Genomic DNA, 23,372 nt, shown 5'->3' with positions numbered 1-23,372 from the left:
CGGCGCGCCTGTAGCTTCGCGCGACGTTACTCCGCGATGAACGAGACCGTGCGCTTGCGCCGTTCGTCGACCGAAAGCGCGAACACATCGGGCCGTGCGTAGTGGCCCACCACATCGAAATCGTAGCGGGCGCGCGTGAGTTCGTCGGTATCGATCTCCGCGACGATGAGCCCGGTTTCACCGCGCAGCGGGCCGGCCAGCACATCGCCGAGCGGCCCGACGATCAGGCTGCCGCCGTTGATGAGCGGCCGGTTCTCGTCCCAGCCCGGTACCTCGACGCCGAGCGCCGCGGGCGAAGGCTGCACCTGGCACGCGCTGATCACGAAGCAGCGTCCTTCGTGCGCGATATGGCGCATGGAGCATTGCCAGATGTCGCGCTCGTCCACGGTGGGCGCGCACCAGATCTGCACGCCCTTCGCGTACATCGCCGTGCGCAACAGCGGCATGTGGTTTTCCCAGCAGATGGCCGTGCCCGCGACGCCTGATTCCGTGCGAACGGTCGGCAGCGTCGAGCCGTCGCCCTGCCCCCAGATGAGCCGTTCCGTGCCCGTCGGCATGAGCTTGCGATGCTTCGCCACGAGCCCCTCACCCGGATTGAAGAACAGCGCGGTGCAAAAGAGCGTGCTGCCGTCGCGCTCGATCACGCCGATCACGAGCGATGCGCCGCAACGCGTCGAAAGCTCCGCGAGCGCTTCGGTTTCCGCGCCGGGCACGTCGACCGCATTTTCGTAGTAGCGCGCGAATGCCTCGCGGCCTTCGGGCAAGCGGTAGCCGAGGCGCGTGCCGAATATTTCTCCCTTCGGGTAGCCGCCGAGCAACGCCTCGGGCATGACGACGAGCTTCGCGCCCGAGGCGCGGATCTGCGCTTCGAACGAGAGAATCTGTTCCAGCGTGTGCGCTTTGCCGGCGGCGGACGAACCGATCTGCAGCGCGGCGACTTTCGACTTGGCCATGATGGCTCCCAGGGGTTGGACTGCCCACATCTTTCCACGGCGATAAAATCGCGAGACCGTATATCGATACTATGTGATATGAACCAGTTTGATATCGCCGGCGTGGACCTGAATCTGCTGAAGATATTCGAGGCGCTGTTCGAAGAGGGCGGGGCTAGCCGCGCCGCGATTCGCCTCAACATGACGCAGTCGGCCGTGAGCGCGGCGCTCAGGCGTCTGCGCGCGCTCTATGCGGACACGCTCTTCGTGCGCACCGGCCGCGGGCTCGCGCCGACCTCGCGTGCGCAGGAGCTCAAGCCCGTGATCAGCGAAGCGCTCGACCGTTGCCGCCATAGCCTCGCGATCGCCTCGCCCGATGCCACCACGTTTCACGGTCGCGCGGTTTCCATCGGGCTTTCGGACGACTTCGAAGTGGCTTTCGGCCGGCGCATCATCGAAACGCTGGAAACCAGCGCGCCGGGTCTGCGCATCATCTTTCGCCAGACGCACAGTCAGATCGTCGCCGATGCGCTTGCCAATCAGGACATGGATCTGGCCGTCGCGGCGGGCGGCTTCGCTTCGCGCGGGCTGAGTCACCGGGTGCTCGGCGAGGGCAGCTATGCGTGCCTCGTGGACGACGCACCGCGCACGCCGCGGCGTTTGACGCTGAGCGACTACGTGTCGAGAGGGCACATCCTGGTGTCGTCGGGCGGCGTGGTCGGGATCGTCGACGAAGGGCTCGCCGCGCGGGGCCTGAAACGCAATGTCGTGGCCTCGACGACGCATTTCGCCGCGTTGCCCTTTCTGCTCAAGGGCACGCGCAGCGTCGCCACGATTCCGCGCCACGCGGCCGAGGCGATCGCGCGCGTGACGGGCCTGAAGCTGCTCGAGTGTCCGATCGATCTGCCGCGCTATCCCGTGGAACTCGGGTGGCGCAACAGTTCGCTGCGCGACGCCGCCATCGTCAAGGTCCAGGTGGCCATCATCGCGTGCTTTCCGGCAAAACACTGATCGACACGCATGCGCCATTCGCGTTGAATGGGCGGGCACGAGATTTGCGTCGACGTACCGATTTCCCGGAACGACGATAACGACCATATCGACGGACTCGCCAAGGAGTTTCTCCGCATGCGCGCAATGCCTTTCCCCGACGGCTATACGATCGAGTCACATTTGCAGGAACCGCGCGACCTGCGCCGAGTGCCCATTCATCCCGATCACTGGTATCCGCTTGCCTGGTCGCGCGAACTCAAGCCCGGCAAGACGCTGGGCACGCATTTCGCCGGCGAGCCCATCGTGCTCTTTCGCACCGCGTCCGGCGCGGTGCACGCGCTCGAAGACCGCTGCGCGCATCGCCAGGTGCCGCTGCATGCGGGCGTGGTGGAGGGCGAGTCGCTTCGCTGCGGCTACCACGGCTGGACCTACGATTGTTCGGGCCAATGCGTGGACGTGCCTTACCTCGGCAGGGAGCGCCTGCCCAACGGCGTGCGCGCCTATCCGTGCCGCGAGGCGCACGGCATGATCTTCGTCTTTCCCGGCAACGCCACGCTCGCCGAAGCAACGCCGCTGCCCGTGCTGGATTCGGTCACGGACAAGGCATACAAGACGCGCCGCTTCGGGCAGGAGGTGAAGTGCCACTACTCGTTCATGCACGAGAATCTGATGGACATGAATCACCAGTTTCTGCACCGCCGCCAGATGGGCCAGATGCGGGCGCGTTCGCTTGGCCGGCGGCGTGGCGAGAACTCCATCGAAGTGGACTATACGTTCGCGCGCATGGCGGGCAAGCAGCCCGCAGGCGAGGCGCTCGTGTTTGGCGCGAGCAAGAACCGCGCGGACCCGAGCGACCAGAGCGTGATGACGATCCGCACGGAATATCCGTATCAAACGCTGAAAATACGCTCGGGCGACGACTCGCTCCTCATGGACCTGTGGATCGTTTATGTGCCGCTCGACGCACGGCAGCGCACGAACCGGACTTTCGGACTCCTTTCGATCCGCCGGCCCGCCATTCCCTTCCTGCTCGATGCGGCGTGGCCGCTGCTGGTCTGGTTCACGGAGCGCATCTTCAAGGAAGACCGCACCATCGTCGAACTCGAACAGGCCGCGCACGACAACCAGGGCGCCGACTGGAATCACGAAGTGTTTCCCGTCATCAACGAATTGCGCGACCTGCTGCGCGATTGCGGCGCGCGCACCGTGATTCCCATTCGCGAGATGATCGAGGCCGACGCCTGAGGCGAAGGTGCTTTGACGCGCGCCGCCTTGCGCTCGCGTCAGGCGGTTTTGCGGGCACGAGGTTTGGCAGGCGCTTTTTTCTTCGCGTTGCGCCGGTTGAATTCGATCGCCGTGCGAATGAGCGCTGTGAGCGCGCGTTTGTCGACCTTATCTCCCTCGAGCCAGTCGATGGCGCGTCGCGCGTTGCCGTCGAGCCCGGCGTTGAACAGCTGCTTCGGGTCGGGCAGGCTCGCGCCGTACAGGAACGTGAGCTTCACCTTGCCCTTGTGCGCGTTGCCCACGGCGATCATGCCGTCCCGATACCACACGGGGCTGCCCATGTATTTCCATTCCTCGACGATCGCCGGGTCGGCCGCGAGAATGGCCTCGCGTATCGCGACGAAGGTTTCGCGGCGCCAGTCGGTGAGTTCCGCGATCAGCTGGTCAATCCGTTCCGATGGGGTCATTCGCGCTCCGTGCTTGCATGACTTCCTGTTGTCGGGCAATCAGGATCGTAATGTAGCACCGAGGTTGCCAGGTCGAAGCCATGCAGGCAACCGAAGCAATCGTTAAGTGTTGGTCGTCGCGCTCGAACCGGGCGTCTTGGCGGAGGTGGATGCGTTGTGCGCTTCCGGCTCCATGAGGGAGATGGTGAAGAAACTGCCCATGACCGCGGAAAGAATGATGAAGATCGATGCGGCATCGACGAGGAAGCCGAAATAACGGAATACGAGGAAGCAAATCGAAAGCGTCAACAAGTTAAGCGTAAGACCGATGATCGCGGAGGCCTTCGGCACGGCGCGCATGAAGACGGCAAGCCGCGAATCGTTGCGCGGCACATACCAGATGAAGAACAGGCCGAGCGCGAGGATGAAAACCGTCTCACACCAGATCAGCCAGTCCGGGCGCTGCAGGAATCTGCCCTCGAAAATCGTTTCGATGACCTGCGCCTGAATCTCGATGCCGGGCACCAGTTCGCCTAACGCCGTTGTGCGCATGTCGGTGAGGCCCGTGCCGGTGAGGCCGACGAGAATCAGCTTGTTGCGGATGCGGCTCGCATCGACCTTGCCCTGCAACACATCGCGTGCGGAAACATAACGCTGCTGCGTACGCGCAATCGAGGCGAAATGCAGCCAGATATCGCCGTCGGGCTGCGTGGGCACCAGCACATCCGCCACGCCGACGGCGCGCACGCCGGATGGGCCCGCGAACACCTCGATGGCTGGCGAGCCGGTGGCCACGCGCAGTATCTCGATGGGCAGGCTCGGCACAAGTTTGTCGCCAAGACCCAGCACGAGCGGAATGCGCCGTACCGTGCCCTGTTCCTGTGCAACGTTGAGCATGGCCTGGCCGTGGGCGGCGCCCTGCAATTCGGGGAGGCTCGCGAGCACGTAATTGAAGCGGTGAACGTTCGCGAGGGCGTCCGGGCCGTGCACGAGCACGGGGGCGCTCAGGATGTCGGTGCGCGTCGTGGAGGTCGCGTAGTCGAAGGCTGCTGCGCCGAGAATCGAAGGCGATGCGCGCAACGCGGTCGCGAGAATGCGCTCATGGCTGGGCAGCGCGCGCAGTTGCGTAGCGAGCGCGGCCTCCGAGGCGGGCAGATTGTCGGCCACGATGCCAGGCGAGGTCTGGTCGGGCTCGGGCATGTAGATGTCGAGGCCGATCGCCAGCGGTCTGTTCGCCTCGATCGCATCGACGAGCCCGGCGAGGCGGTTGCGCGGCCAGGGCCATTGGCCGAAGGTTTCGAGCGTCTTGTCATCGATCTCGACGATGGTCACCGGCTGCGTCGTTGGCACACGCGGAAAGCGGCGCTGGTAGTGGTCGAAAAGGAGCTGGCGTGCCGAGCCGAAGGTGTCGGGCAACACGCTATCGAGCGTGTCGAGCAAGGCCGGCCGCGCAATATCGCCGGGCCATTCGCTGCACAGGTTGATGAACAGAAGCGTCAAGAGCACCGCAAGCGCCCAGGGGCGCCCTTTGCGCGCCCGGATCATGCGCCTGAGGAAGGCGATGCATGAGTTGCGGTAGCGTTTCATGGTGGCATGGGATCGATGAAGCGCATCGCGGATCGATACGGATTACTGAACGGTGATGACCGCGCGACGGTTTGCCTGGTTGGGCACGCCGTCCGCAGTATGGACGAGCGGCTCGCGCTTGCCTCGGCCTGCAACTTCGATCTGCTGCGCGGGTATGCCTGACTTGACCAGAAACGACGCCACGCTTTGCGCCCGGCGCATGGAAAGCCGGTCGTTGAACTCCTGGGAGCCTGCCATATCGGTGTGGCCGACCACCGTGAGGTGAGGTGCGGGCCAGTTCGCCAATACCTTTTTCAACTCGGCGACGGTGGCCGCGGACTCGGGCGCAAGCTGCGTGGCGGAGTCGAATACGAAGTTGATCGTGAACGTTCGGGGCCTGGGCGGCTCTGCGGCCAGCAGGTCGCCGTACTGGGCATCCACCGCGGCTTTGTTGCCGGCGGTTTGCTCGATCGCACCGCCTTTCGAAACATCGGCGCGCGTGTAGGCCTTATTGATGACTTGCGTCTTGCCGCCGTTATGCACGATCACGTTGCCGACGCTGCCGTCCGGGTTGGGCAGGAGCGTGATCTTGTCGGGCGTGCTGCACGCGCAGAGGCACGCGCACAGCGTGAGCGCCATGCATTGCGGCAGGCAGTGTGCGGCGTTCGTCGTCTTCAATGATCGGTCTCCCCGCTTCCTCCCACCTCGATGATGAACTCCGTGCCGCGTACGCCGAGTGTGGTGGTGGGCGTGCTGTAGCGCACGGCTTCCGGATTGGCCTTTGCGAGCTTGCCGTCGACCACGGCGAGCGAGCCGCGCTTGATGCTCACGTCGAGCGCGCCGTCGTACGTGGTGGTGTCGAATGCGAACTTGTTGAGATCGAGAACGGAGTTGGCGCCCTCGGTCAGCAGCGTGTTGTCGCGCAGGGTGATGCCGACGGAAGACGCGGGGCCGGTCAGGACGCGGTCGCTCGCGAACACCTCGCTGCCGACTGCGACGCCGACTGGCTGACTCGCACGCTCGATATGCACCGAGCCTTTGATCGTCTTGACTATGCCAATTGCATCGGCTGCGTGCGCATCGAAGGCTGGCGGGCACCCGCAGGCGAGAAGCAAGGCATATTGGATGGCTTGGCTACGCACTGGCGATACCGTTTGGCGAAACGAACGTGAGGGCTCGCGCCGGGTCTCTCGGGCACCCGGCGAGGATAGTGACTCCGCGCGGCCTGCTCCGTGCGCTAGCGCACATAGTGCAAGCGCACTCAACGTGCGCCAGAATCGGCAAAACCTGCGCGGGACGATCGTGCAGGCGCTGCTCTGGACCGAAGCCTATGCGTGATTGCGGTGCGATTGGCGGGCAAGGCCTGACGCACCCGGCCGATGCCCGCGCAAGGGCCTGCCTGCTTTCAGTGATCGTGCCTTACCTGCGCCATCACCGGCTGGCTCGCCTTGCGGCTCAGCATCAACGTCACGACCGCGGAAAGCGCGAGCGTCGCGCCAACGACGTACAAGCCCGCGGCATAACTCCCGGTCTGGGTTTTCAGCCATCCGATCACGGCGGGCCCGACGAATCCGCCGAGATTGCCGATCGAATTGATCATGGCGATGCCCGCTGCGGCCCCGGCGCCGGAGAGGAACATGCTGGGCATGGCCTAGAGCGGCGCCTTGGCGGCGCTGATGCCGACATTGACCACCACGAGCGCCAGCACGATCATCAGCGCGGTGCTGGCCTGCCCCGCGAAGATGAAGCCCACGCATGCCAGGACGCAGGGAATCACGACGTGCCAGGTGCGCTCTGCGGTGCGGTCGGAGTGCCGCGCCCAGAGAATCATGGCGACGACCGCCACGATGCTCGGAATCGCGTTCAGCAGCCCGGTTTCGAGCGCGCTGAAGCCATATTGCCGGATGATGAGCGGCGCCCACAGACCCAGCGTGTACAGGCCGGCCGAGGTGCCGAAGTAGATCAGCGCGAGCGCCAGCACGCGCGGGTCGCGCAGGGCGCTCAGCGCCCCGGCTGTGTGGCCTGCGTGGCCTTCGCGCGTTCTCGCTTCGTCGGCGAGCTTCGCCATGAGCCAGTCGCGTTCTTGCGGCTTCAGCCAGTGTGCTTTCGAAGGCGCATCGGTGAGAACTTTCAGGACCACGAAACCGAGCAGCACAGGCGGGAACCGCTTCGATCACGTAGAGCAGCTGCCAGTTGGCGAGCCCGAACAGGGTCGGCAATTGCATGAGCGCGCCGGAAATCGGCGAACCGAGCGCCGTCGAAATCGGCGCCGCCGCCATGAACCACGCCGCGGCTGCCGCGCGTTGCTTCGTCGGGAACCAGAGGCTCAGGTAAAGGATGATGCCGGGGAAAAAGCCCGCTTCCGCTACGCCGAGCAAAAAGCGCAGCGCATAGAAACTGGTGGGGCCGGTCACAAAGGCGGACGCCGCCGAAACGATGCCCCACGTGACCATGACGCGCGCGATCCAGATGCGCGCGCCGACGCGGTGCAAGATGAGATTCGAAGGCACTTCGAACAGAAAGTAGCCGATGAAGAAGAGGCCGCCGCCGAGGCCGAACGCCGTGGGCGAGAGGCCGATCGCCTTGTTCATCGTCATTGCCGCGAAGCCCACGTTGACCCGGTCGAGAAAGCTCACGAAATAGAGCAGCATGACGAACGGGATGATGCGCCACATGAGCTTGCGCGTGACGATTGCTTCGGTATCCGAATTCACGTGTCTCCTCCCTGGAGGGTTCGGCGGGGGCATGCGGGTATTTTTGGTGTCACGCCCCCCGTGTCTGCTTTTTTAACGGCGCGCTAGCGCTCAGGCAGCGACGGCCGCCTTCTCGACGAGTTCGCACACCGCGGCCGTGACCTGCGCCGTGGTCGCCTTGCCGCCCAGGTCGCCGGTGTGCAGCGCGGGGTTCGCGGTCACGGTTTCGATGGCCTGCATCACATGAGCGGCGGCTTCGGTCTCGCCGAGGTGCTCGAGCAGCATCACGACCGACCAGAACGTGCCGATCGGATTCGCCAGCCCCTTGCCCATGATGTCGAAGGCCGAACCGTGGATCGGCTCGAACATCGACGGATAACGCCGCTCGGGGTCGATGTTGCCGGTCGGCGCGATGCCCAGGCTGCCCGCGAGCGCGGCGGCGAGGTCGCTGAGAATATCCGCGTGCAGGTTGGTCGCGACGATCGTATCGAGCGAAGCCGGGCGGTTGACCATGCGCGCCGTGGCGGCGTCCACCAGTTCCTTGTCCCACTTCACGTCCGGGAACTCCTTCGAGATCTGTTGCGCGATCTCGTCCCACATGACCATGGCATGGCGTTGCGCGTTGCTTTTGGTGATGACCGTGAGCAGCTTGCGCGGGCGCGACTGCGCGAGGCGGAACGCAAAGCGCAGGATGCGCTCGACCCCGGCGCGCGTGAGAATCGAGACATCGGTCGCGGCTTCGAGCGGATGACCTTGGTGCACGCGGCCGCCCACACCCGAATACTCGCCTTCGGAGTTCTCGCGCACGATCACCCAGTTCAGGTCTTCGGGCTTGCAGCGCTTCAGAGGCGCGTCGATGCCGGGCAGGATGCGCGTGGGGCGCACGTTCGCGTACTGGTCGAGGCCCTGGCAGATCTTCAGGCGCAGGCCCCAGAGCGTAATGTGGTCGGGCACGTCGGGGTCGCCCGCGGAACCGAACAGAATGGCGTCCTTGTTGCGGATGGCATCGAGCCCGTCGGCCGGCATCATCACGCCGTGCTGGCGGTAGTAGTCGGCGCCCCAGTCGAAGTTTTCGAATTCGAACGCGAAGCGCTGCGTGGTTTTCGCAAGCGCTTCCAGCACTTCCTTGCCCGCGGGCACGACTTCCTTGCCGATGCCGTCGCCGGGAATGGTCGCGATGCGATAGGTCTTCATGTCTCGTTCCTGTGAAGTGAGGCCAGTGTGGGTTCACTTTACCGAACTCCCGGTTCAAAAACCGGTGCTAGACTCAAAGCATCCTTAACTTGAATTCACAAGTGGCGACCGTGACCGACACCGTTCTACCCGCCGATCTTGGCTTTTTCTCGACGCTCGCCTCCTCGGGCAGCCTGAGCGCCGCCGCGCGCGAACTGGGCCTCACGCCCGCCGCCGTGAGCAAGCGGCTCGCGCAAATGGAGGAGCGCGCCGGCGTGCCGCTCGTGAACCGCACGACCCGCCGCATGATGCTGACGCCAGAAGGCGAGGTGTATCTGGAGCACGCGCGCCGCATTCTCGACGAGATCGACGAGCTGGGCGAGCTGCTGGGCGGCTCGAAGAAGCATCCCAAGGGCTTGCTGCGCGTGAACGCGACGCTCGGCTTTGGGCGCAGCCATATCGGGCCCGCGCTTTCGCGTTTCGTCGCGCAGTATCCACAGGTTTCCGTGCAGCTTCAGCTTTCGGTCATGCCGCCGCCGCTCACGGAAGATTCATACGATGTCTGCATCCGCTTCGGCGAGCCGCCCGATACGCGCGTGATCGCGCGGCGTCTCGCAGCGAACCGGCGCTTGCTCTGTGCTTCGCCCGCCTATCTCGCGAGCCGGGGCACGCCCGCCACGCCGCACGACCTCGTGAAGCACAACTGCATCAGCATTCGCCAGGGCGACGAAGCCTATGGCGTGTGGCGGCTTTCGCACGAGCGCGGCAATGCGCGGAAATCGGAAGCCGTCCGGATCAATGGCAATCTCACGACCAACGACGGCGAGATTGCCGTGAAGTGGGCGCTGGACGGGCATGGCATTTTGATGCGCGCGGAATGGGACATCAACGAGTATCTGGCGGACGGGCGGCTCGTGGTCGTGCTGCCCGAGTATGAAACGCCCGGTGCGGATATCTACGCCGTGTATGCGCAGCGGCATCAGTTGTCCACGCGCATTCGGGCGTTCGTCGACTTCCTCGCTATGGAATTGAGCAAGTCGCAGCGATATCCAGTAGCCCGAAGCGCTTAGCGATGCTTCATGTCGCCGCCGTGGCGATCACGGCGGCGAGGCGCTCTGCGGCCGCTTTCATTTGCGCGCTGATAAAGCCGCCAAAACCCAGGATGAGCCCTGGGCGTGCGGTGCCCGCGGCGAACATCGGCGACGCTGCGCGCACCGCGATACCCTCGTTCGCTGCAAGCCGCACGATCTCGTGATCGTCCAGCCTCGCGGCGAGCCAGAGCACGAGATGCATGCCCTGATCGCCGGGCTCGATCCACGCCAGTTCACGGGGCAAAAGCGCTTCGAGCGTTTCGATCAGGCTGAGCCGCTGCTCGGCATAGACGTTGCGAACCTTGCGGACGTGTCGCTCGAGGTGCCCCTCGGTCATAAAGGCGGCGAGCACGTGTTGATCGGCCGTTGGCGGATGGCGGTCCATGAGCACGCGCGCGCCGCAGAACGCATCTACGAGGCTGGGCGGCACGACGACGTAGCCAAGCCGCAGTGACGGAAACAGGATCTTGCTGAAGGTGCCGAGATACACCACGCGATCGGGCGCGAGGCCCTGCAGCGCCGGAAACGGAGAGCCCTCGTAGCGCAGTTCGCTGTCGTAGTCGTCTTCGACGACCCAGCCATGGGCCGAGCGCGCCCAGGCGAGCAACGCCGCGCGCCGCGCCATGCTCAGCGGCATGCCGAGCGGATATTGATGCGAAGGCGTGACGAACGCCACGCGCGCCTTCGGAGCCATGCGAATGCCGGCCTCGACGTCGAGACCCTCGGCGTCCACGGGCACGCGCACCATGGCGTCGCGGTAGGGCAGGCTTTCGAGGATGGCGGTGACGCCACGATAGGCCGGGTTCTCGACCCACGCCTGGTCGCGCGGCCCCAGCAGCACCTGGCTTGCGAGAAAGAGCCCCTGCTGGGTGCCGCTCGTCACGATGACCTGATCCGCTTCGCAGCGCACCGAGCGGGACTTGCGCACATAATCGGCAATCGCTTCGCGCAGCGCCAGTGCGCCCAGCGGGTCGGCATAGCCGGTCGGCGAGGCGGGGCCACGCGCGCGCAGGCGGTTGCCGAGCCGGCGCCAGATGTCGCCGGGCGCGGTCATACCCGTTGGCACCGATATGGCAAACGGTACTGGAGGAAGCGGCTTGAACTCGCGTCCGATCCTGGCGAACGCTTCGGCGCGCTCCGGCAGCCCGGCTTGCGCCGCCTGCGATGAAGCCACGCGGGGCTCGCGCGCGGGCGGCTCCGCCAGTGCGAGCGCCACGCGGGTACCTGCCCCGGCTTTCGATTCAAGAAAGCCTTCGGCTATCAGCTGTTCGTAGGCCTCGACCACCGTACCGCGCGCGACCCGGAGCGAAGCGGCGAGCGCGCGCGTGGAAGGCAGCGCATCGGCGGGCTGCAGATCGCCTTTGCGCACCGCTTCGCGCAGCGCCTCGGCCACCTGGCGGCTGAGATTGCCGGCCTCCCGGTCCAGCGTGCCGAACGATGGCATCTCCGCGGCCTGCGCGGTTCTCGGCATGATTCTGGTTCACTGGATTATGAATAAACTGGATCTATAGAATAAACCACTTTTGCGGCAGACTCGGATTTGTGGCGGCTGCGGCCGCGCTCGCCCATCACCTTACGAGCAGGGACAAACGCATGTACGTACCAGCCCATTTCGCCGAAAACCGCAAAGACGTTCTGCACGATTGCATCGCCCAACATCCGTTCGGCACGTTGGTCACGCAGGGCAAAAGCGGGCTCGATGCGAATCACCTCCCCTTTGAACTCGCGGCGGGCGAGCGCGAGTTGGGCGTGCTGCGCGCGCACGTCGCGCGGGCCAACCCGGTTTGGCAGGACGTGGCGAACGGCGACGACGTGCTCGTGATCTTCCGCGCGGGCGACGCGTATATTTCACCGAACTGGTATCCGAGCAAGCACGAGGCGCACAAGCAGGTGCCGACCTGGAATTACGTCGTGGTCCATGCTCACGGGCGCATCAAGATTCTCGACGACGAGCGCTACGTGCGCGGCGTGATTGGCCGCCTGACGCGCACGCACGAAGCCACGCAGCCCAAGCCCTGGAAGATGGCCGATGCGCCCAAGGACTACACGGACACGCTCGTCAAGGCGATCGTCGGCGTGGAGATCGAGATCACGCGTCTGGTCGGCAAGAGCAAGCTCAGCCAGAACAAGGAAGAGCGCGATATTCGCGGCGCGGGCGAAGCGCTCAAATCGAGCGGCGAGTCTCGCATCGCCGACGCCATGCTCGCCGCTGCCGACGAGAAGGCGCAATAGCGCGCACCCGCGCACACGAGGGCACCGTCATGGCAAACGATCCGCCGCTCGCGCCTGGGTTCTCAGGCATCGATTCAGCGAGCCTGCCATGGGTGCCCTCCCGCTTCGCGCCCGGCGTGGAGGTCAAGAACCTCGGCAAGGCAGACGGCCGCGCGATGCAACTGGTCCGGTTCGCTGCAGGGGCAACGTTCCCTGATCACCGCCATACGGGCCCGGAGTTCATCTACGTACTCGAAGGCGAGGCCGTGCAAAACGGCCGGCGACTAACGGCGGGCTATGCCAGCATCGCCGAACAGGGCACGGTCGACGCAGGATTTCATAGCGACACGGGCTGCGTGTTCCTGCTCGTCTACGACCTGGACCAGGTGTTCGACAAAACCTGATTGCCACACAGGCTCGCGGGGAAACACGGGTAAACCACATTCCAGGCGCTTGAAGAAAATCTTCACAGGCCTATTCAACTAGTATTTAATAAACCGGCGCGGCAGTGAGCGACGGGTCACGCGCGTCGCCGTGACCTGACCCTGACGGTACGAGGCCGGAACGATGAATCCCCACGAATACGAAATCCACGATGCGCGCTTTCGCATGCTGCTGCAGCCCAACGCGCAGTTCGAGAAGCTCGCGGGCGGCTGCATGTGGGCGGAAGGACCGGTGTGGTTTCCCGCCGGCGACTTTCTTGTCTGGAGCGACATTCCCAACAACCGGATGATGCGCTGGGTGCCCGGCATCGGCACGGGCGTGTTCCGCGCGAACTCGAATTTCAGCAATGGCAACACGCTCGACCGCGAATGCCGGCTCGTGACCTGCGAGCACGGCACGCGCCGCGTCACGCGCACGGAGCACGACGGGCGCATCACCGTCATTGCCGACCGCTACGAAGGGCATCGGCTGAATTCTCCCAACGACGTGATCGTGCATTCGGACGGCTCGATCTGGTTCACCGACCCCGACTACGGCATTCTCGGCGACTACGAGGGCTTTCGCGCGCCGAGCGAGATCGGCGCATGCCACGTATATCGCGTGGCGCCCGATACGGGCGTGGTGCGGCGCGTGGCCGACGACTTCATGAAGCCCAACGGGCTCGCCTTCTCGCCCGATGAACTGCGGCTCTATGTGGCCGACTCGGGCGCGTCGCATATCGAGAACGGCCCGCATCACATCCGCGTATTCGACGTGGATCCGCAAGGCGGGTTGCACAACGGGCGGTTATTCGCGGACGTTTCGCCTGGGGTGCCGGACGGCATGCGCGTGGACGAGCATGGCAACGTCTGGACGAGCGCGGGCGACGGCATCCACTGCTATGCGCCCGATGGCACGCTGCTCGGCAAGATTCTCGTGCCGGAGACGGTCGCGAACCTCGTGTTCGGCGGCCCGAATCGCAATCGCCTATTCATTGCAGCCAGCACGTCGCTGTACTCGCTTTACGTTGGCGTGCGCGGCGCTGCTTACGGAGACCGGCTATGACACTTCTCGACTCCGCCTCGCTTTCGTCCGCGCTCATTCTCCTCGATCGGCGCGATGACGTTGCCATCGCGCGTGGGCAGTTGATGCCTGGCTCGGCACTCTATGGCGACCAAACGGTCGCGGGCATGATTCCGCCGGGCCACAAGGTCGCGCTGCGCGACATCGAGCCAGGAGAACCGGTGCGTCGCTACGGGCAGATCATCGGCTTTGCGAGCCGGCCGATTCGCTGCGGCGAACACGTGCATACGCAGAATCTCTCGATGGGCGATTTCGAGCGCGACTACGCCTTCGGCGTGGACGCGCACGACACGCCCGCAGCTGCGCAACCGGCCACGTTTCTCGGCATTCGGCGCGCGGATGGCCGCGTCGGGACGCGTAATTACATAGGCATCCTGACGTCTGTGAACTGCTCGGCCACGGTCGCGCGCGCGATTGCCGATCACTTTCGCCGCGACATCCACCCCGAAGCGCTGGAAGCGTTCCCCAACGTGGATGGCGTGGTGGCGCTCACGCACGGCGAAGGCTGTGCGCTAGCGGCCGAGGGCGAGCCGATCACGGTGTTGCGCCGCACGCTCGCGGGTTATGCGCGGCACCCCAACTTTTACGCCGTGATGATCGTCGGGCTCGGCTGCGAGACGAATCAGATCGACGGTCTCGTGGAAGCGGAACAACTCGAGCGCAGTACGCGCCTCTCGACCATGACGATCCAGCAGACGGGCGGCACCGCGCGCACGGTGGCAGCGGGCATCGAACAGGTGCGTGCGCTGCTGGCCGATGCGAACCGCGTGACGCGCGAGCCGGTCGATGCGCGTCACCTCATGGTCGGCTTGCAGTGCGGCGGCTCGGACGGCTATTCCGGCATTTCCGCGAACCCGGCGCTCGGCGCGGCCGTGGACCGGCTCGTCATGCACGGCGGCACGGCGATCCTCTCCGAAACGCCCGAAATCTACGGCGCCGAGCATCTGCTCACGCGGCGCGCGGTGTCGCGCGAGGTGGGTGAAAAGCTGGTGGCGCGCATTCGCTGGTGGGAAGCGTATTGCGCGCGCATGGAAGCCAACATGAACAACAACCCGTCTGCCGGCAACAAGGCGGGCGGCCTCACGACCATTCTCGAAAAGTCGCTCGGCGCAGTGGCGAAAGGCGGGACGACGCGGCTCGTCGAAACCTACGAGTATGCGCAGCCCGTGCGCGCCCAGGGTCTCGTGTTCATGGATACGCCGGGCTACGACCCGGTGTCCGCCACAGGCCAGGTGGCGGGCGGCGCCAACCTGATCTGCTTCACGACGGGCCGCGGCTCGGCCTACGGCTGCGCGCCTTCGCCGTCGCTCAAACTCGGCACCAACAGCGCGCTGTGGCGACGCCAGGAAGAGGACATCGACCTGAACTGCGGCCGCATTCTGGACGGCGAGCAAAGCGTGGACGAGGCCGGTGCTGCGATCTTCGAGCTGATGCTCGCGACCGCCTCCGGGCAGCGCACGAAGAGCGAGCTGCACGGCTACGGCCAGAACGAATTCGTGCCCTGGCATCTGGGAGCGGTCATGTAGAGCGGGAGCGATTCGAACAGGCGCCGCCATTCACCGGACAGACGACGCCACATTCAGAAGGAGTGCTTTCGATGAAAGAAAAATCGCGCTGGCTGGTCATTTTCTTCTGTTTTCTGGCGATTGCGGTCAATTACATCGACCGCGCCAATCTCGCGGTTGCGGCGCCGCACATCATGAAGGACCTCGGCATTGGTCCTGCCGCCATGGGGCTGCTGCTCAGCGGCTTCTTCTGGACTTACGCCGTGATGCAACTGCCGTTTGGCTGGTTCGTCGACCGGGCCGGTGCGCGCATCGCATTGCCGTTCGCCGTGGGCTGGTGGTCGGTGTTCACCGCGGCCACCGCGGTGGCGGGCGGCTTCGCGGCGATGTTCGGCTGCCGGCTCATGCTCGGCGTGGGCGAGGCGGGGGCGTATCCGTCGTGCGCGAAGCTCGTGAGCCAATGGTTCTCGCGCGATGAACGCGCGCTCGCCACGAGCATCTTCGACAGCGGCTCGCGCGTGGGCTCCGCACTCTCGCTACCGCTCGTGGCCGCCATCATGGCCGCGTGGGGCTGGAAGGCGTCGTTCGTGATTACCGGCGCGCTCGGGCTCGTGTGGATCCTGGGCTGGATCGTGATGTACCGGGAACCCGAGGCGCGGGCCGCACTCGACAAGCCGCGCGCCCCCGCGCCGGCCGCCGCCTCGATACGCTGGAGCGGCCTGTTCCGCTACCGCACCGTGTGGGGCATGATGCTCGGCTTCTTCTGCCTGAACTTCGTCATTTACTTCTTCATTACGTGGTTCCCGAGCTATCTCGTCGAGGCGCGCGGTTTCTCGCTCAAGTCGCTCGGTACGCTCGGCACCTTGCCCGCCATCGCCTCGATACCGGGCGGCTGGCTGGGCGGCTGGCTTTCCGATGCACTCGTGAAGCGCGGCTGGAGCCTGACGGCTGCGCGCAAGACGTGCATCGTCGGCGGCATGCTGCTTTCGTCCGTGATCACGCTAACCGGCATTGTTCAGGATATCTATGTAATGCTCGCACTCTTCGCGATTGCTTATGGGAGCCTCGCGGCTGCGGCGGCCAGCATCTGGTCGCTGCCTGCCGACGTCGCGCCCACGCCGCGGCATGTCGCTTCGCTGGCGGGCATTCAGAACTTCGCGTCGAATCTCGCAGGCATCGCGTTGACGACGTTTACCGGCGTGATGCTGCAGCTCACGCGCGGCTCGTTCACGATTCCGCTCGTGGTCGCCGGTGGGTTTTGCGTGCTCGGCGCGGTGAGCTATCTTGTGATTGTCGGACGCGTCGAGCCGCTTGAGGCTCCCGAGGCCAGCCGCGTCGACCAACCGGCTTACGCGCCGCGCACGTAAGCACGTAACCACGAAGGCGCGGCCTCTTACTCCGCTGCCATACACAGGGTCACGTACATGTCGAATGCCGCTGCTGCAAAAGGTTCAGAAGTCGTTATCGAGGCTCGTGCGCTGCACGCCTTCGTCGTCGCCATCTGGCGCGCGGCCGGCAGCGAGGCGCGCGAGGCGACGCTGGTTGCCGATCATCTCGTCGAAGCCAATCTCGCCGGGCACGACTCGCACGGCGTGGGCATGATTCCGCGCTATATGCTGTCGTGCCGCGAAGGCGAGCTCAAACTGAACGCGCACGCGCAGGTCGCGCGCGACGCGGGTGCGGTGCTCACGATCGAAGGCGGGCGCGGTTTCGGGCAAGTCACGGCGTTCGAGGCGATGGAGCGCGGCATCGAGCGCGCGAAATCGCTCGGCGTGTGTGCACTCGGCCTGCGCAACGCGCATCACATCGGACGTATCGGGCACTGGGCGGAGCAATGCGCGCGCGCCGGGCTCGTGTCGTTCCACTTCGTCAACGTCGCGGGCGATCCGCTCGTCGCGCCGTTCGGCGGCATCGACAGGCGCTTCGGCACCAATCCGTTTTGCGCGGCGTTTCCGCTCGAGGGGCGCTCGCCGCTGGTGCTCGACTTCGCCACGAGCGCGATTGCGGCGGGGAAAGTGCGCGTGGCCTACAACAAGGGCGTGGATGTGCCGGCCGACGCCCTGATCGACAGCGACGGCCGCCCCACGCGCGATCCGGGCGCGCTGTTCAGCGATACGCAGCACGGTGCGCTGCGCGCTTTCGGCGGCGCGGTGGCGGGCCATAAGGGTTCGGGGCTCGCCGCGATGTGCGAAATTCTGGCGGGCGCGCTCTCGGGCGGCTTCACCACGCGCGAGCAAACCATCGTCTCCACGCACGCGATCGTCAATTGCATGACGTCGGTGATCGTCGATCCGGCGGCGTTCGACGCGCCCTCGCGCGAGCACGAAGCGCTCGCGTTCGTGGAATGGCTGAAGGCCACGCGGCGCGCAGCGGGTGTCGACGAGATCCTGCTGCCCGGCGAGCGCGAGGACGCGACGCGGCGGCAGCGCGAAGCGCAGGGCATTCCCGTGGATGCGACGAGCTGGTCGCAGATCATCGATGCCGCGCGCATGGCGGGCGTGACTGAGGCGGAAATCGCGGCGTGCGAGCGCAGCGCGCGTTAACTGCCAGGCTAACTACGTTCCGCTCACTCGTCGCACTTCACCTCGTTTTTGGGCGCGACGATGATCACCGGGTAGGTGCCGCGATCGAGTTCGACGCGCACGACGATGGCGGTGGTGGCAGGGTCGCTATCGTCGTACACGCTCACCTTCTCGTTCTTCAATAGCGTGACGCCGGTGCAGCCGGACGCGTGGCTGTCGTCGTCGGCGATCTTGCATTGAATCTCGTTGTCCTTGAGGTAGCGAATGCGGTCGCGGTCGGGCGTGGCCAGATAGTCGCGCACGCTTTGCGCCGAGCCTGCCACGCCCGTCACATAACCGATCGCGCAGTCGCGCTTCGAATTCGAATCGCCCGACGACGTCTGGGCAAGGGCGGGCGTTGCGACCAGCGCCATGGCAGCGAAGGCAGCGAGGACCGGCGAGAGGGTAGGACACTTCATGAGTGATCGATTGCCGCAAAAGTGGAAGCGCCGATTTTAACGCCTGCGCGATATCCGCTAAGATCGACGCGGAATTCACAGAGCGAAGCGACCGCAAGCCAGAACGCGCAATGGACCGAATCGACGCCATGAAGGTTTTCGTCGCCACGCTCGACGAGGGAAGTCTCGCGGGCGCGGGCCGCCGGCTGGGCCGCTCGCCCGCCGCGGTGAGCCGGGCCATTGCGTTCCTCGAGGAGCACACCGGCACGGCGCTGCTGTACCGCACCACGCGCACGATTCGCCTGAGCGAGGCGGGCGAGCGCTATGCGCTGGCATGCCGGCGCATTCTCGCCGATCTCGAGGAAGCCGACCTGCTCGCCGCCGACGAACGCTCCGCGCCGCGCGGGCTGCTGGGCGTCACGGCGGCGGTGGCCGTGGGCGAAGAAGTGCTGCGCCCGATGATCGAGGCGTTCATCGACCGCAACCCCGAGGTGTCGATCCGTCTGCACCTGCTCGACCGGCCCGCGAGCCTCATCGACGAGGGCATCGACGTGGCGTTGCGCATTGCGCATCTGCAGGATTCGACGCTCGTCGCCATCCCGGTGGGCGAGGTGCGGCGCGTGGTGGTCGCCTCGCCCGACTATCTCGCCACGCATCCGGCTATCGAGACGCCCGCCGATCTCGCGAGCCACCCGATCATCTCGATGACGCATTTCGGGCTCGACTCGTGGAGCTTCCCGGCGGCGCGTCAGACCGCGCTGCCCCAGGTCGTGCAATTCTCGCCGCGCTTCATCGTGAATACCATACGCGCGGCGCGGGCTTCGGCCGTTGCGGGGCATGGCGTCACGCGGCTCTTTTCCTATCACGTGGCCGAAGAGGTCGAGGCGGGCCGGCTCCGGATCGTGCTGCGCGACAGCGAGCATGGGCCGCTGCCCGCGAATCTCGTCACGCCGCACGGGCGCCTCTCGGTGCCCAAGGTGCGCAGCTTCGTCGATTTCGCCGTGCCCCGGCTACGTGAGTACTTCGAGCAGGCCCGGCGCATTACCGACGCCGATTGAGCAAGTCCTCACCATTCGTTCGCCTCACGGAAGAATGACTTACGTATCGCGGCGATTCTCTCGCTGCGCGATCTAACCTAGACTGGCTCCCATGCGGCGTTCGGGCTCGCGCTCTTCGTCGATCTCTTCTCTGCGTTGAGGGCCAAGTGAATACCACTGTTTCCTCGCCCGCGGCTACGCTGCGGCAGTCAAAGCCGCAACCGCGCGGCTATTCGGAGCGCAATGCGCAGTACTGGCGGCGCAATCTCGTCGTGTGCGTGATCGGCTCGTTCACGACGCTCGTGAGCCTCAGCATGCTGCTGCCATTCCTGCCGCTCTACGTGCGGCAGCTCGGCGTGAGCTCGCAGTCCGCCGTGATCCAGTGGTCGGGCGTGGCATTCGGCGCGACCTTCCTCGGCACGGCGCTCACCGCCCCGATCTGGGGCCGCCTTGCCGACCGCTATGGCCGCAAGCCCATGCTCGTGCGCGCGGCCATCGGCATGGCCGTGGTGATGTCGTTGATCGGCGTGGCGCACAATGTGTACGAGCTCGTCGCGCTGCGTCTGATCGCCGGCCTCGTAGGTGGCTACGCGTCGGCTTCCACGGTGATGGTCGGCACCCAGGCGCCGCGCGAGCGCGCGGGCTGGGCGCTCGGCATTCTTTCCACGGGCGCGCTCGCGGGCAATCTCGTCGGGCCGCTGGTGGGCGGCGTGCTGCCCGGCTGGATCGGCATTCGCGGTACCTTTTTCGCCGGCGGCGCGATGATCGCCGTGGCGGCGCTCCTGACCATCTTCGTCGTGAAGGAAGAGTTTCATCCAGAAAGCGACGCGAAACCGCACGCAAGCAACGCGGCGGCCGGTTCGGGCAGCGGTGCGCGCCGCCCCGACTATGCGGTGGTGGCCGCGCTGCTCGTGACCGCGATGATGGTGCTGCTCGCCAACATGTCGATCGAGCCCGTCATCACGGTGTATATCGGCAGTCTGGGCGTGGGCGCGGCGCATCTCGCGCGCGTGGCGGGCGTGGTCATGGCATGCTCGGCGCTTGGCAGCATGCTCACGGCGGCGCGCCTCGGCGCACTGGCCGACCGCTTCGGGAGCTGGCGCGTGATCGTCGCCTGCCTCGTGCTCACCGGGCTCGCGATGGTGCCGCAAGCGTTCGTCACACACTGGTGGCAGCTCGCGGGCCTGCGCGTGGTGATGGGCATGACGCTCGCGGGGCTCTTGCCTTCCATCGGCAAGCTCGCGCGGCAGTCGGTAGACGAAAGCAAAACCGGCCGCATGCTCGGCTATTTGCAGTCGGCGCAATTCAGCGGCCAGGTGGTGGGGCCGGTGATCGGCGGCGTGGTCGGCGTTCACTTCGGTCTGCACGCCGTGTTCTTCGCGACCGGCGCGCTGCTGGTCGCATGCGGCGGACTCGCGCACTGGGCGCAGCGCCGCGCTCACGCTTGAAACGGGAACGGATCCGGAGGGAACGCAACATGAGCACTCAAGTGGACCAGCGGGCGTTGCTGCGCTCGCTCGGCATTCAGAAGCCGATCATCCAGGCGCCCATGGCGGGCACTACCACGCCGGCGCTGGCCGCCGCCGTGTCGAATGCGGGCGCGCTCGGTTCGCTGGGCGTGGCCGCGATGAACGCGGAGAACGCGCGTCGCGCGATCCACCAGACGCGCGAGCTGACGGCGAAGCCGTTCAACATCAACGTGTTCTGCCATCGCCCGGCCACGCCCGACGCGGCCGTGGAGCGCGCGTGGCTCGACTGGCTCGCGCCGGTGTTCGAGCAATACGGCGCGAAGCCGCCTGCCTCGCTCTCGGAGATCTACATGAGCTTCGTCGTCGACAAGGCCATGCAGTCCATGCTGCTCGAAGAGAAGCCGGCCGTGGTGAGCTTCCATTTCGGCCTGCCGCCCGATGCGGTGATCGCCGAGCTCAAGCACGCGGGCGTCCGGTTGTTTGCGAGCGCAACGAGTCTCGACGAAGCGGCCGCAGCGGTGGAGGCGGGCGTGGATGCGATCGTCGCGCAGGGTGTGGAGGCGGGCGGCCATCGCGGCGTGTTCGATCAGAACGCCCGCGACGACGGCCTCGGCACGTTCGCGCTCACGCGCCTGCTGGTGAGCGAATTCGACGTGCCCGTGATTGCGGCGGGCGGCATCATGGACGGCGCGGGCATCGCGGCCGCGCTCGCGCTGGGCGCGCAGGCGGCGCAACTGGGCACGGCGTTCGTGGCCTGCCCGGAGAGCGCGGCCGACGAAGGCTATCGCGCCGCCTTGCTCGGCGACCCCGCGCGCCATACGACGTTCACCTCGGCAATCTCGGGGCGGCTTGCGCGCAGCATCGTCAATCGCTTCACCGCGCTTGGCGAGGACCCGAAGGCGCCGCGCGTTCCGTCTTATCCGATCACGTACGACGCGGGCAAGGCGCTGATCGCGGCTGCGAAGGCCAAGGGTGAATTCGGCTACGGCGCGCAGTGGGCGGGCCAGGCCGCGCCGCTCGCGCGCGCGTTGCCGGCGGCGGAGCTGGTGGCGCAACTGGAGCGCGAGACGCGCGAGAGCATCGCACGGCTGCAGTCGGTATGGGCTTGAGCGGCATTTGATCGACGCAAACGGGAACATCGGCACGCGCGATGGATGCGCGTGCCGATGTTCCTTTAGGCGGCGGCAAAGACGGCTTCAGGCAGGCAGAATCTGCGCGATCACCACGAGTTCGACGGGCAGATCGAGGGGCAGTCGCGCATGCGAGAACGCGGAGTGCGCGTGCCCGGCCTTCTCGCCGAGCACGGCGGCGAAGAGATCCGATGCGGCGTCGAGCACGGCAGGCTGCTCGAGAAAGCCTTCTGGCCTTGTAGTTGCCGAGCGGTTGCGGCGCGGCGGCCAGAGCGAGACCGAGATCGGCAAGTTTTTGTTCGACGGACACCATGTTCTCCTCGAGTGGCGATGCGTATTCGCCTCATGTTGGACGCATCAGAATAGAACTAAAGCATCTGGCGCGAGCTGGAGCCATCAGGAGAAAAGGGCATGCAACGCAAATTCGACGATCTGCTGCTGGGCAGCATCGAACTGTTCTGCCAGGCGGCGGAGCTGGGCAGCTTCACGCTGGCGGCCAATGCGGCGAGCGTCACGCCCGCCGCGGTGAGCCGGTCCGTGGCGCGGCTCGAAGAGCGGCTCGGCGTGCGCCTGTTCGTGCGCACGACGCGCCAGATTCGCCTGACCGATGCGGGGCGGCGCTACTTCGAGCAGTGCCGCCAGGCGCTCTCGCAACTCGTGGACGCGGAGCGCGAAGTCACGGGCGAACAGACCACGCCGGCTGGCGTGCTGCGCATCAGCATGCCCACGCCCTACGGGCACTATCGCGTGCTGCCGCTCTTGCCGGCGTTTCGCGAGCGCTATCCGGAGGTGCAGGTCGACACGCATCTGAGCAACCGCAACATCGACTTCGCCGACGAAGGCTTCGACCTGGCGATCCGCGGGCGCGCGCCCGCCGATTCCAACCTGGTGGCGCGCAAGCTGGAAGACGCGGAGATGGTGGTGGTGGCCACGCCCGCCTATCTGAAGCGCGCGGGCGTGCCCAAGACCGTGGCGGATCTGCAGTCGCACGAATGCATACAGTTCGAACTGCCAAGTAGTGGGCGCCATCTTGCCTGGACGTTCGACGGCAATGCCAATGAAGATGGCGACGTGATCACGAGCGGAAGTTACGGAACGTCGGGCGACGCGCTCGCCGGCGTAACGCTCGCGCGCGCGGGAGCGGGGCTGTTCCAGACGTACCGCTTCGTCGTCGCCGACGACCTGCGCGAAGGCCGGCTCGTGGAAGTGCTGCGCGAGGAGGGAGGGCGTACCCGGCCGTTCATCCTGCTGTATCCGCATGCACGTTATTTGACGTCGCGGGTGCGGGCGTTCGTGGATTTTCTGGTGGAGCAGCTTTCGGCGCCTGCGGTTTCGCCAAAAGCGAAAATCGGAATGGCAAAGCGTTGAAGCGCGACTAGCGGAATAGCCTCGCCGCTGGATCGTTTACGCAAAACGCGGGGCGCGCGAAGCATGGTG

22 protein-coding genes and 1 pseudogene are annotated in these 23,372 nt (G+C 65.9%); 13 read left to right on the top strand and 10 right to left on the bottom strand.

The window, feature by feature from the left end:
- Positions 1 to 26 precede the first annotated feature (26 nt).
- Positions 27 to 953, bottom strand: coding sequence for a carbon-nitrogen hydrolase family protein (locus AB3X98_RS02675; protein ID WP_069266980.1), 927 nt, complete (start codon positions 951 to 953; stop codon positions 27 to 29).
- 78 nt (positions 954 to 1,031) lie between these two features.
- On the opposite strand from AB3X98_RS02675, the gene AB3X98_RS02670 reads away from it, so the two are divergent.
- Positions 1,032 to 1,943, top strand: coding sequence for a LysR family transcriptional regulator (locus AB3X98_RS02670; protein WP_368605114.1), 912 nt, complete (start codon positions 1,032 to 1,034; stop codon positions 1,941 to 1,943).
- Between the two features lie 117 nt (positions 1,944 to 2,060).
- Complete coding sequence (locus AB3X98_RS02665; protein WP_069267053.1) at positions 2,061 to 3,170, top strand: aromatic ring-hydroxylating dioxygenase subunit alpha; 1,110 nt, start codon at positions 2,061 to 2,063, stop codon at positions 3,168 to 3,170.
- 38 nt (positions 3,171 to 3,208) lie between these two features.
- On the opposite strand, the gene AB3X98_RS02660 is transcribed toward AB3X98_RS02665, so the two are convergent.
- From AB3X98_RS02660 to AB3X98_RS02635, 6 genes and pseudogenes are all read right to left on the bottom strand, one after another.
- The gene (locus tag AB3X98_RS02660) at positions 3,209 to 3,616 is read right to left on the bottom strand and encodes a DUF1801 domain-containing protein (protein WP_368605113.1); all 408 of its coding nucleotides are present in this window, start codon (positions 3,614 to 3,616) and stop codon (positions 3,209 to 3,211) included.
- Positions 3,617 to 3,718: 102 nt separating this feature from the next.
- Positions 3,719 to 5,182: a CHASE2 domain-containing protein gene (locus AB3X98_RS02655; RefSeq protein WP_368605112.1), complete on the bottom strand. Its 1,464-nt coding sequence runs from the start codon at positions 5,180 to 5,182 to the stop codon at positions 3,719 to 3,721.
- Positions 5,183 to 5,224: 42 nt separating this feature from the next.
- Positions 5,225 to 5,839 carry an OmpA family protein gene (locus tag AB3X98_RS02650; RefSeq protein WP_342949426.1) on the bottom strand — a complete coding sequence of 205 codons (615 nt, stop codon included), beginning with the start codon at positions 5,837 to 5,839 and terminating at the stop codon, positions 5,225 to 5,227.
- The gene (locus tag AB3X98_RS02645; protein WP_368610206.1) at positions 5,836 to 6,192 is read right to left on the bottom strand and encodes a FecR domain-containing protein; all 357 of its coding nucleotides are present in this window, start codon (positions 6,190 to 6,192) and stop codon (positions 5,836 to 5,838) included. Before AB3X98_RS02645 ends, AB3X98_RS02650 begins: the two co-directional genes overlap by 4 nt.
- 374 nt (positions 6,193 to 6,566) lie before the next feature.
- Positions 6,567 to 7,875 (bottom strand): annotated as a pseudogene (locus AB3X98_RS02640) (MFS transporter).
- 90 nt (positions 7,876 to 7,965) lie between these two features.
- Complete coding sequence (locus AB3X98_RS02635; protein WP_069266975.1) at positions 7,966 to 9,048, bottom strand: tartrate dehydrogenase; 1,083 nt, start codon at positions 9,046 to 9,048, stop codon at positions 7,966 to 7,968.
- Positions 9,049 to 9,158: 110 nt separating this feature from the next.
- Here AB3X98_RS02635 and AB3X98_RS02630 point away from each other — a divergent pair, with 110 nt between their 5' ends.
- The gene (locus AB3X98_RS02630; protein WP_368605152.1) at positions 9,159 to 10,097 is read left to right on the top strand and encodes a LysR family transcriptional regulator; all 939 of its coding nucleotides are present in this window, start codon (positions 9,159 to 9,161) and stop codon (positions 10,095 to 10,097) included.
- A gap of 7 nt (positions 10,098 to 10,104) precedes the next feature.
- On the opposite strand, the gene AB3X98_RS02625 is transcribed toward AB3X98_RS02630, so the two are convergent.
- Entirely contained in the window at positions 10,105 to 11,589 is a 1,485-nt protein-coding gene (locus AB3X98_RS02625; RefSeq protein WP_368605110.1) for a PLP-dependent aminotransferase family protein, read from the bottom strand.
- A 122-nt stretch (positions 11,590 to 11,711) separates the two neighbouring features.
- Between AB3X98_RS02625 and AB3X98_RS02620 the strand changes: the two genes are divergently transcribed.
- From AB3X98_RS02620 to AB3X98_RS02595, 6 genes are all read left to right on the top strand, one after another.
- Positions 11,712 to 12,350, top strand: coding sequence for an FMN-binding negative transcriptional regulator (locus AB3X98_RS02620; protein ID WP_368605109.1), 639 nt, complete (start codon positions 11,712 to 11,714; stop codon positions 12,348 to 12,350).
- A 29-nt stretch (positions 12,351 to 12,379) separates the two neighbouring features.
- Complete coding sequence (locus AB3X98_RS02615; RefSeq protein WP_368605108.1) at positions 12,380 to 12,733, top strand: cupin domain-containing protein; 354 nt, start codon at positions 12,380 to 12,382, stop codon at positions 12,731 to 12,733.
- 163 nt (positions 12,734 to 12,896) lie between these two features.
- Complete coding sequence (locus AB3X98_RS02610) at positions 12,897 to 13,817, top strand: SMP-30/gluconolactonase/LRE family protein (RefSeq protein WP_069266971.1); 921 nt, start codon at positions 12,897 to 12,899, stop codon at positions 13,815 to 13,817.
- Positions 13,814 to 15,361: a UxaA family hydrolase gene (locus AB3X98_RS02605; RefSeq protein ID WP_368605107.1), complete on the top strand. Its 1,548-nt coding sequence runs from the start codon at positions 13,814 to 13,816 to the stop codon at positions 15,359 to 15,361. The genes AB3X98_RS02610 and AB3X98_RS02605 overlap by 4 nt, the downstream gene beginning before the upstream one ends.
- A gap of 71 nt (positions 15,362 to 15,432) precedes the next feature.
- Positions 15,433 to 16,707: an MFS transporter gene (locus AB3X98_RS02600; protein WP_368605106.1), complete on the top strand. Its 1,275-nt coding sequence runs from the start codon at positions 15,433 to 15,435 to the stop codon at positions 16,705 to 16,707.
- Between the two features lie 57 nt (positions 16,708 to 16,764).
- Positions 16,765 to 17,883: a malate/lactate/ureidoglycolate dehydrogenase gene (locus tag AB3X98_RS02595; RefSeq protein WP_368605105.1), complete on the top strand. Its 1,119-nt coding sequence runs from the start codon at positions 16,765 to 16,767 to the stop codon at positions 17,881 to 17,883.
- Between the two features lie 23 nt (positions 17,884 to 17,906).
- On the opposite strand, the gene AB3X98_RS02590 is transcribed toward AB3X98_RS02595, so the two are convergent.
- Positions 17,907 to 18,320: a hypothetical protein gene (locus tag AB3X98_RS02590; protein ID WP_069266967.1), complete on the bottom strand. Its 414-nt coding sequence runs from the start codon at positions 18,318 to 18,320 to the stop codon at positions 17,907 to 17,909.
- Between the two features lie 110 nt (positions 18,321 to 18,430).
- Between AB3X98_RS02590 and AB3X98_RS02585 the strand changes: the two genes are divergently transcribed.
- From AB3X98_RS02585 to AB3X98_RS02575, 3 genes are all read left to right on the top strand, one after another.
- Complete coding sequence (locus AB3X98_RS02585; protein WP_069266966.1) at positions 18,431 to 19,357, top strand: LysR family transcriptional regulator; 927 nt, start codon at positions 18,431 to 18,433, stop codon at positions 19,355 to 19,357.
- A 146-nt stretch (positions 19,358 to 19,503) separates the two neighbouring features.
- The gene (locus tag AB3X98_RS02580; protein WP_368605104.1) at positions 19,504 to 20,784 is read left to right on the top strand and encodes an MFS transporter; all 1,281 of its coding nucleotides are present in this window, start codon (positions 19,504 to 19,506) and stop codon (positions 20,782 to 20,784) included.
- Between the two features lie 29 nt (positions 20,785 to 20,813).
- Positions 20,814 to 21,914: an NAD(P)H-dependent flavin oxidoreductase gene (locus tag AB3X98_RS02575; protein ID WP_368605103.1), complete on the top strand. Its 1,101-nt coding sequence runs from the start codon at positions 20,814 to 20,816 to the stop codon at positions 21,912 to 21,914.
- Between the two features lie 87 nt (positions 21,915 to 22,001).
- Here the strand turns inward: AB3X98_RS02575 and AB3X98_RS02570 are convergent, their stop codons facing one another.
- Entirely contained in the window at positions 22,002 to 22,226 is a 225-nt protein-coding gene (locus AB3X98_RS02570; RefSeq protein WP_368605102.1) for a hypothetical protein, read from the bottom strand.
- Between the two features lie 120 nt (positions 22,227 to 22,346).
- Between AB3X98_RS02570 and AB3X98_RS02565 the strand changes: the two genes are divergently transcribed.
- Positions 22,347 to 23,303: a LysR family transcriptional regulator gene (locus tag AB3X98_RS02565; protein ID WP_069266961.1), complete on the top strand. Its 957-nt coding sequence runs from the start codon at positions 22,347 to 22,349 to the stop codon at positions 23,301 to 23,303.
- The last annotated feature ends 69 nt before the right edge of the window (positions 23,304 to 23,372 follow it).

Origin of the sequence: Paraburkholderia sp. BR14312, assembly GCF_040948675.1 — a bacterium.
Taxonomy (GTDB): domain Bacteria; phylum Pseudomonadota; class Gammaproteobacteria; order Burkholderiales; family Burkholderiaceae; genus Paraburkholderia; species Paraburkholderia nodosa_A.
The sequence above is the reverse complement of the archived record's forward strand: the minus strand, read 5'-3'. Positions and strand labels throughout refer to the sequence as shown.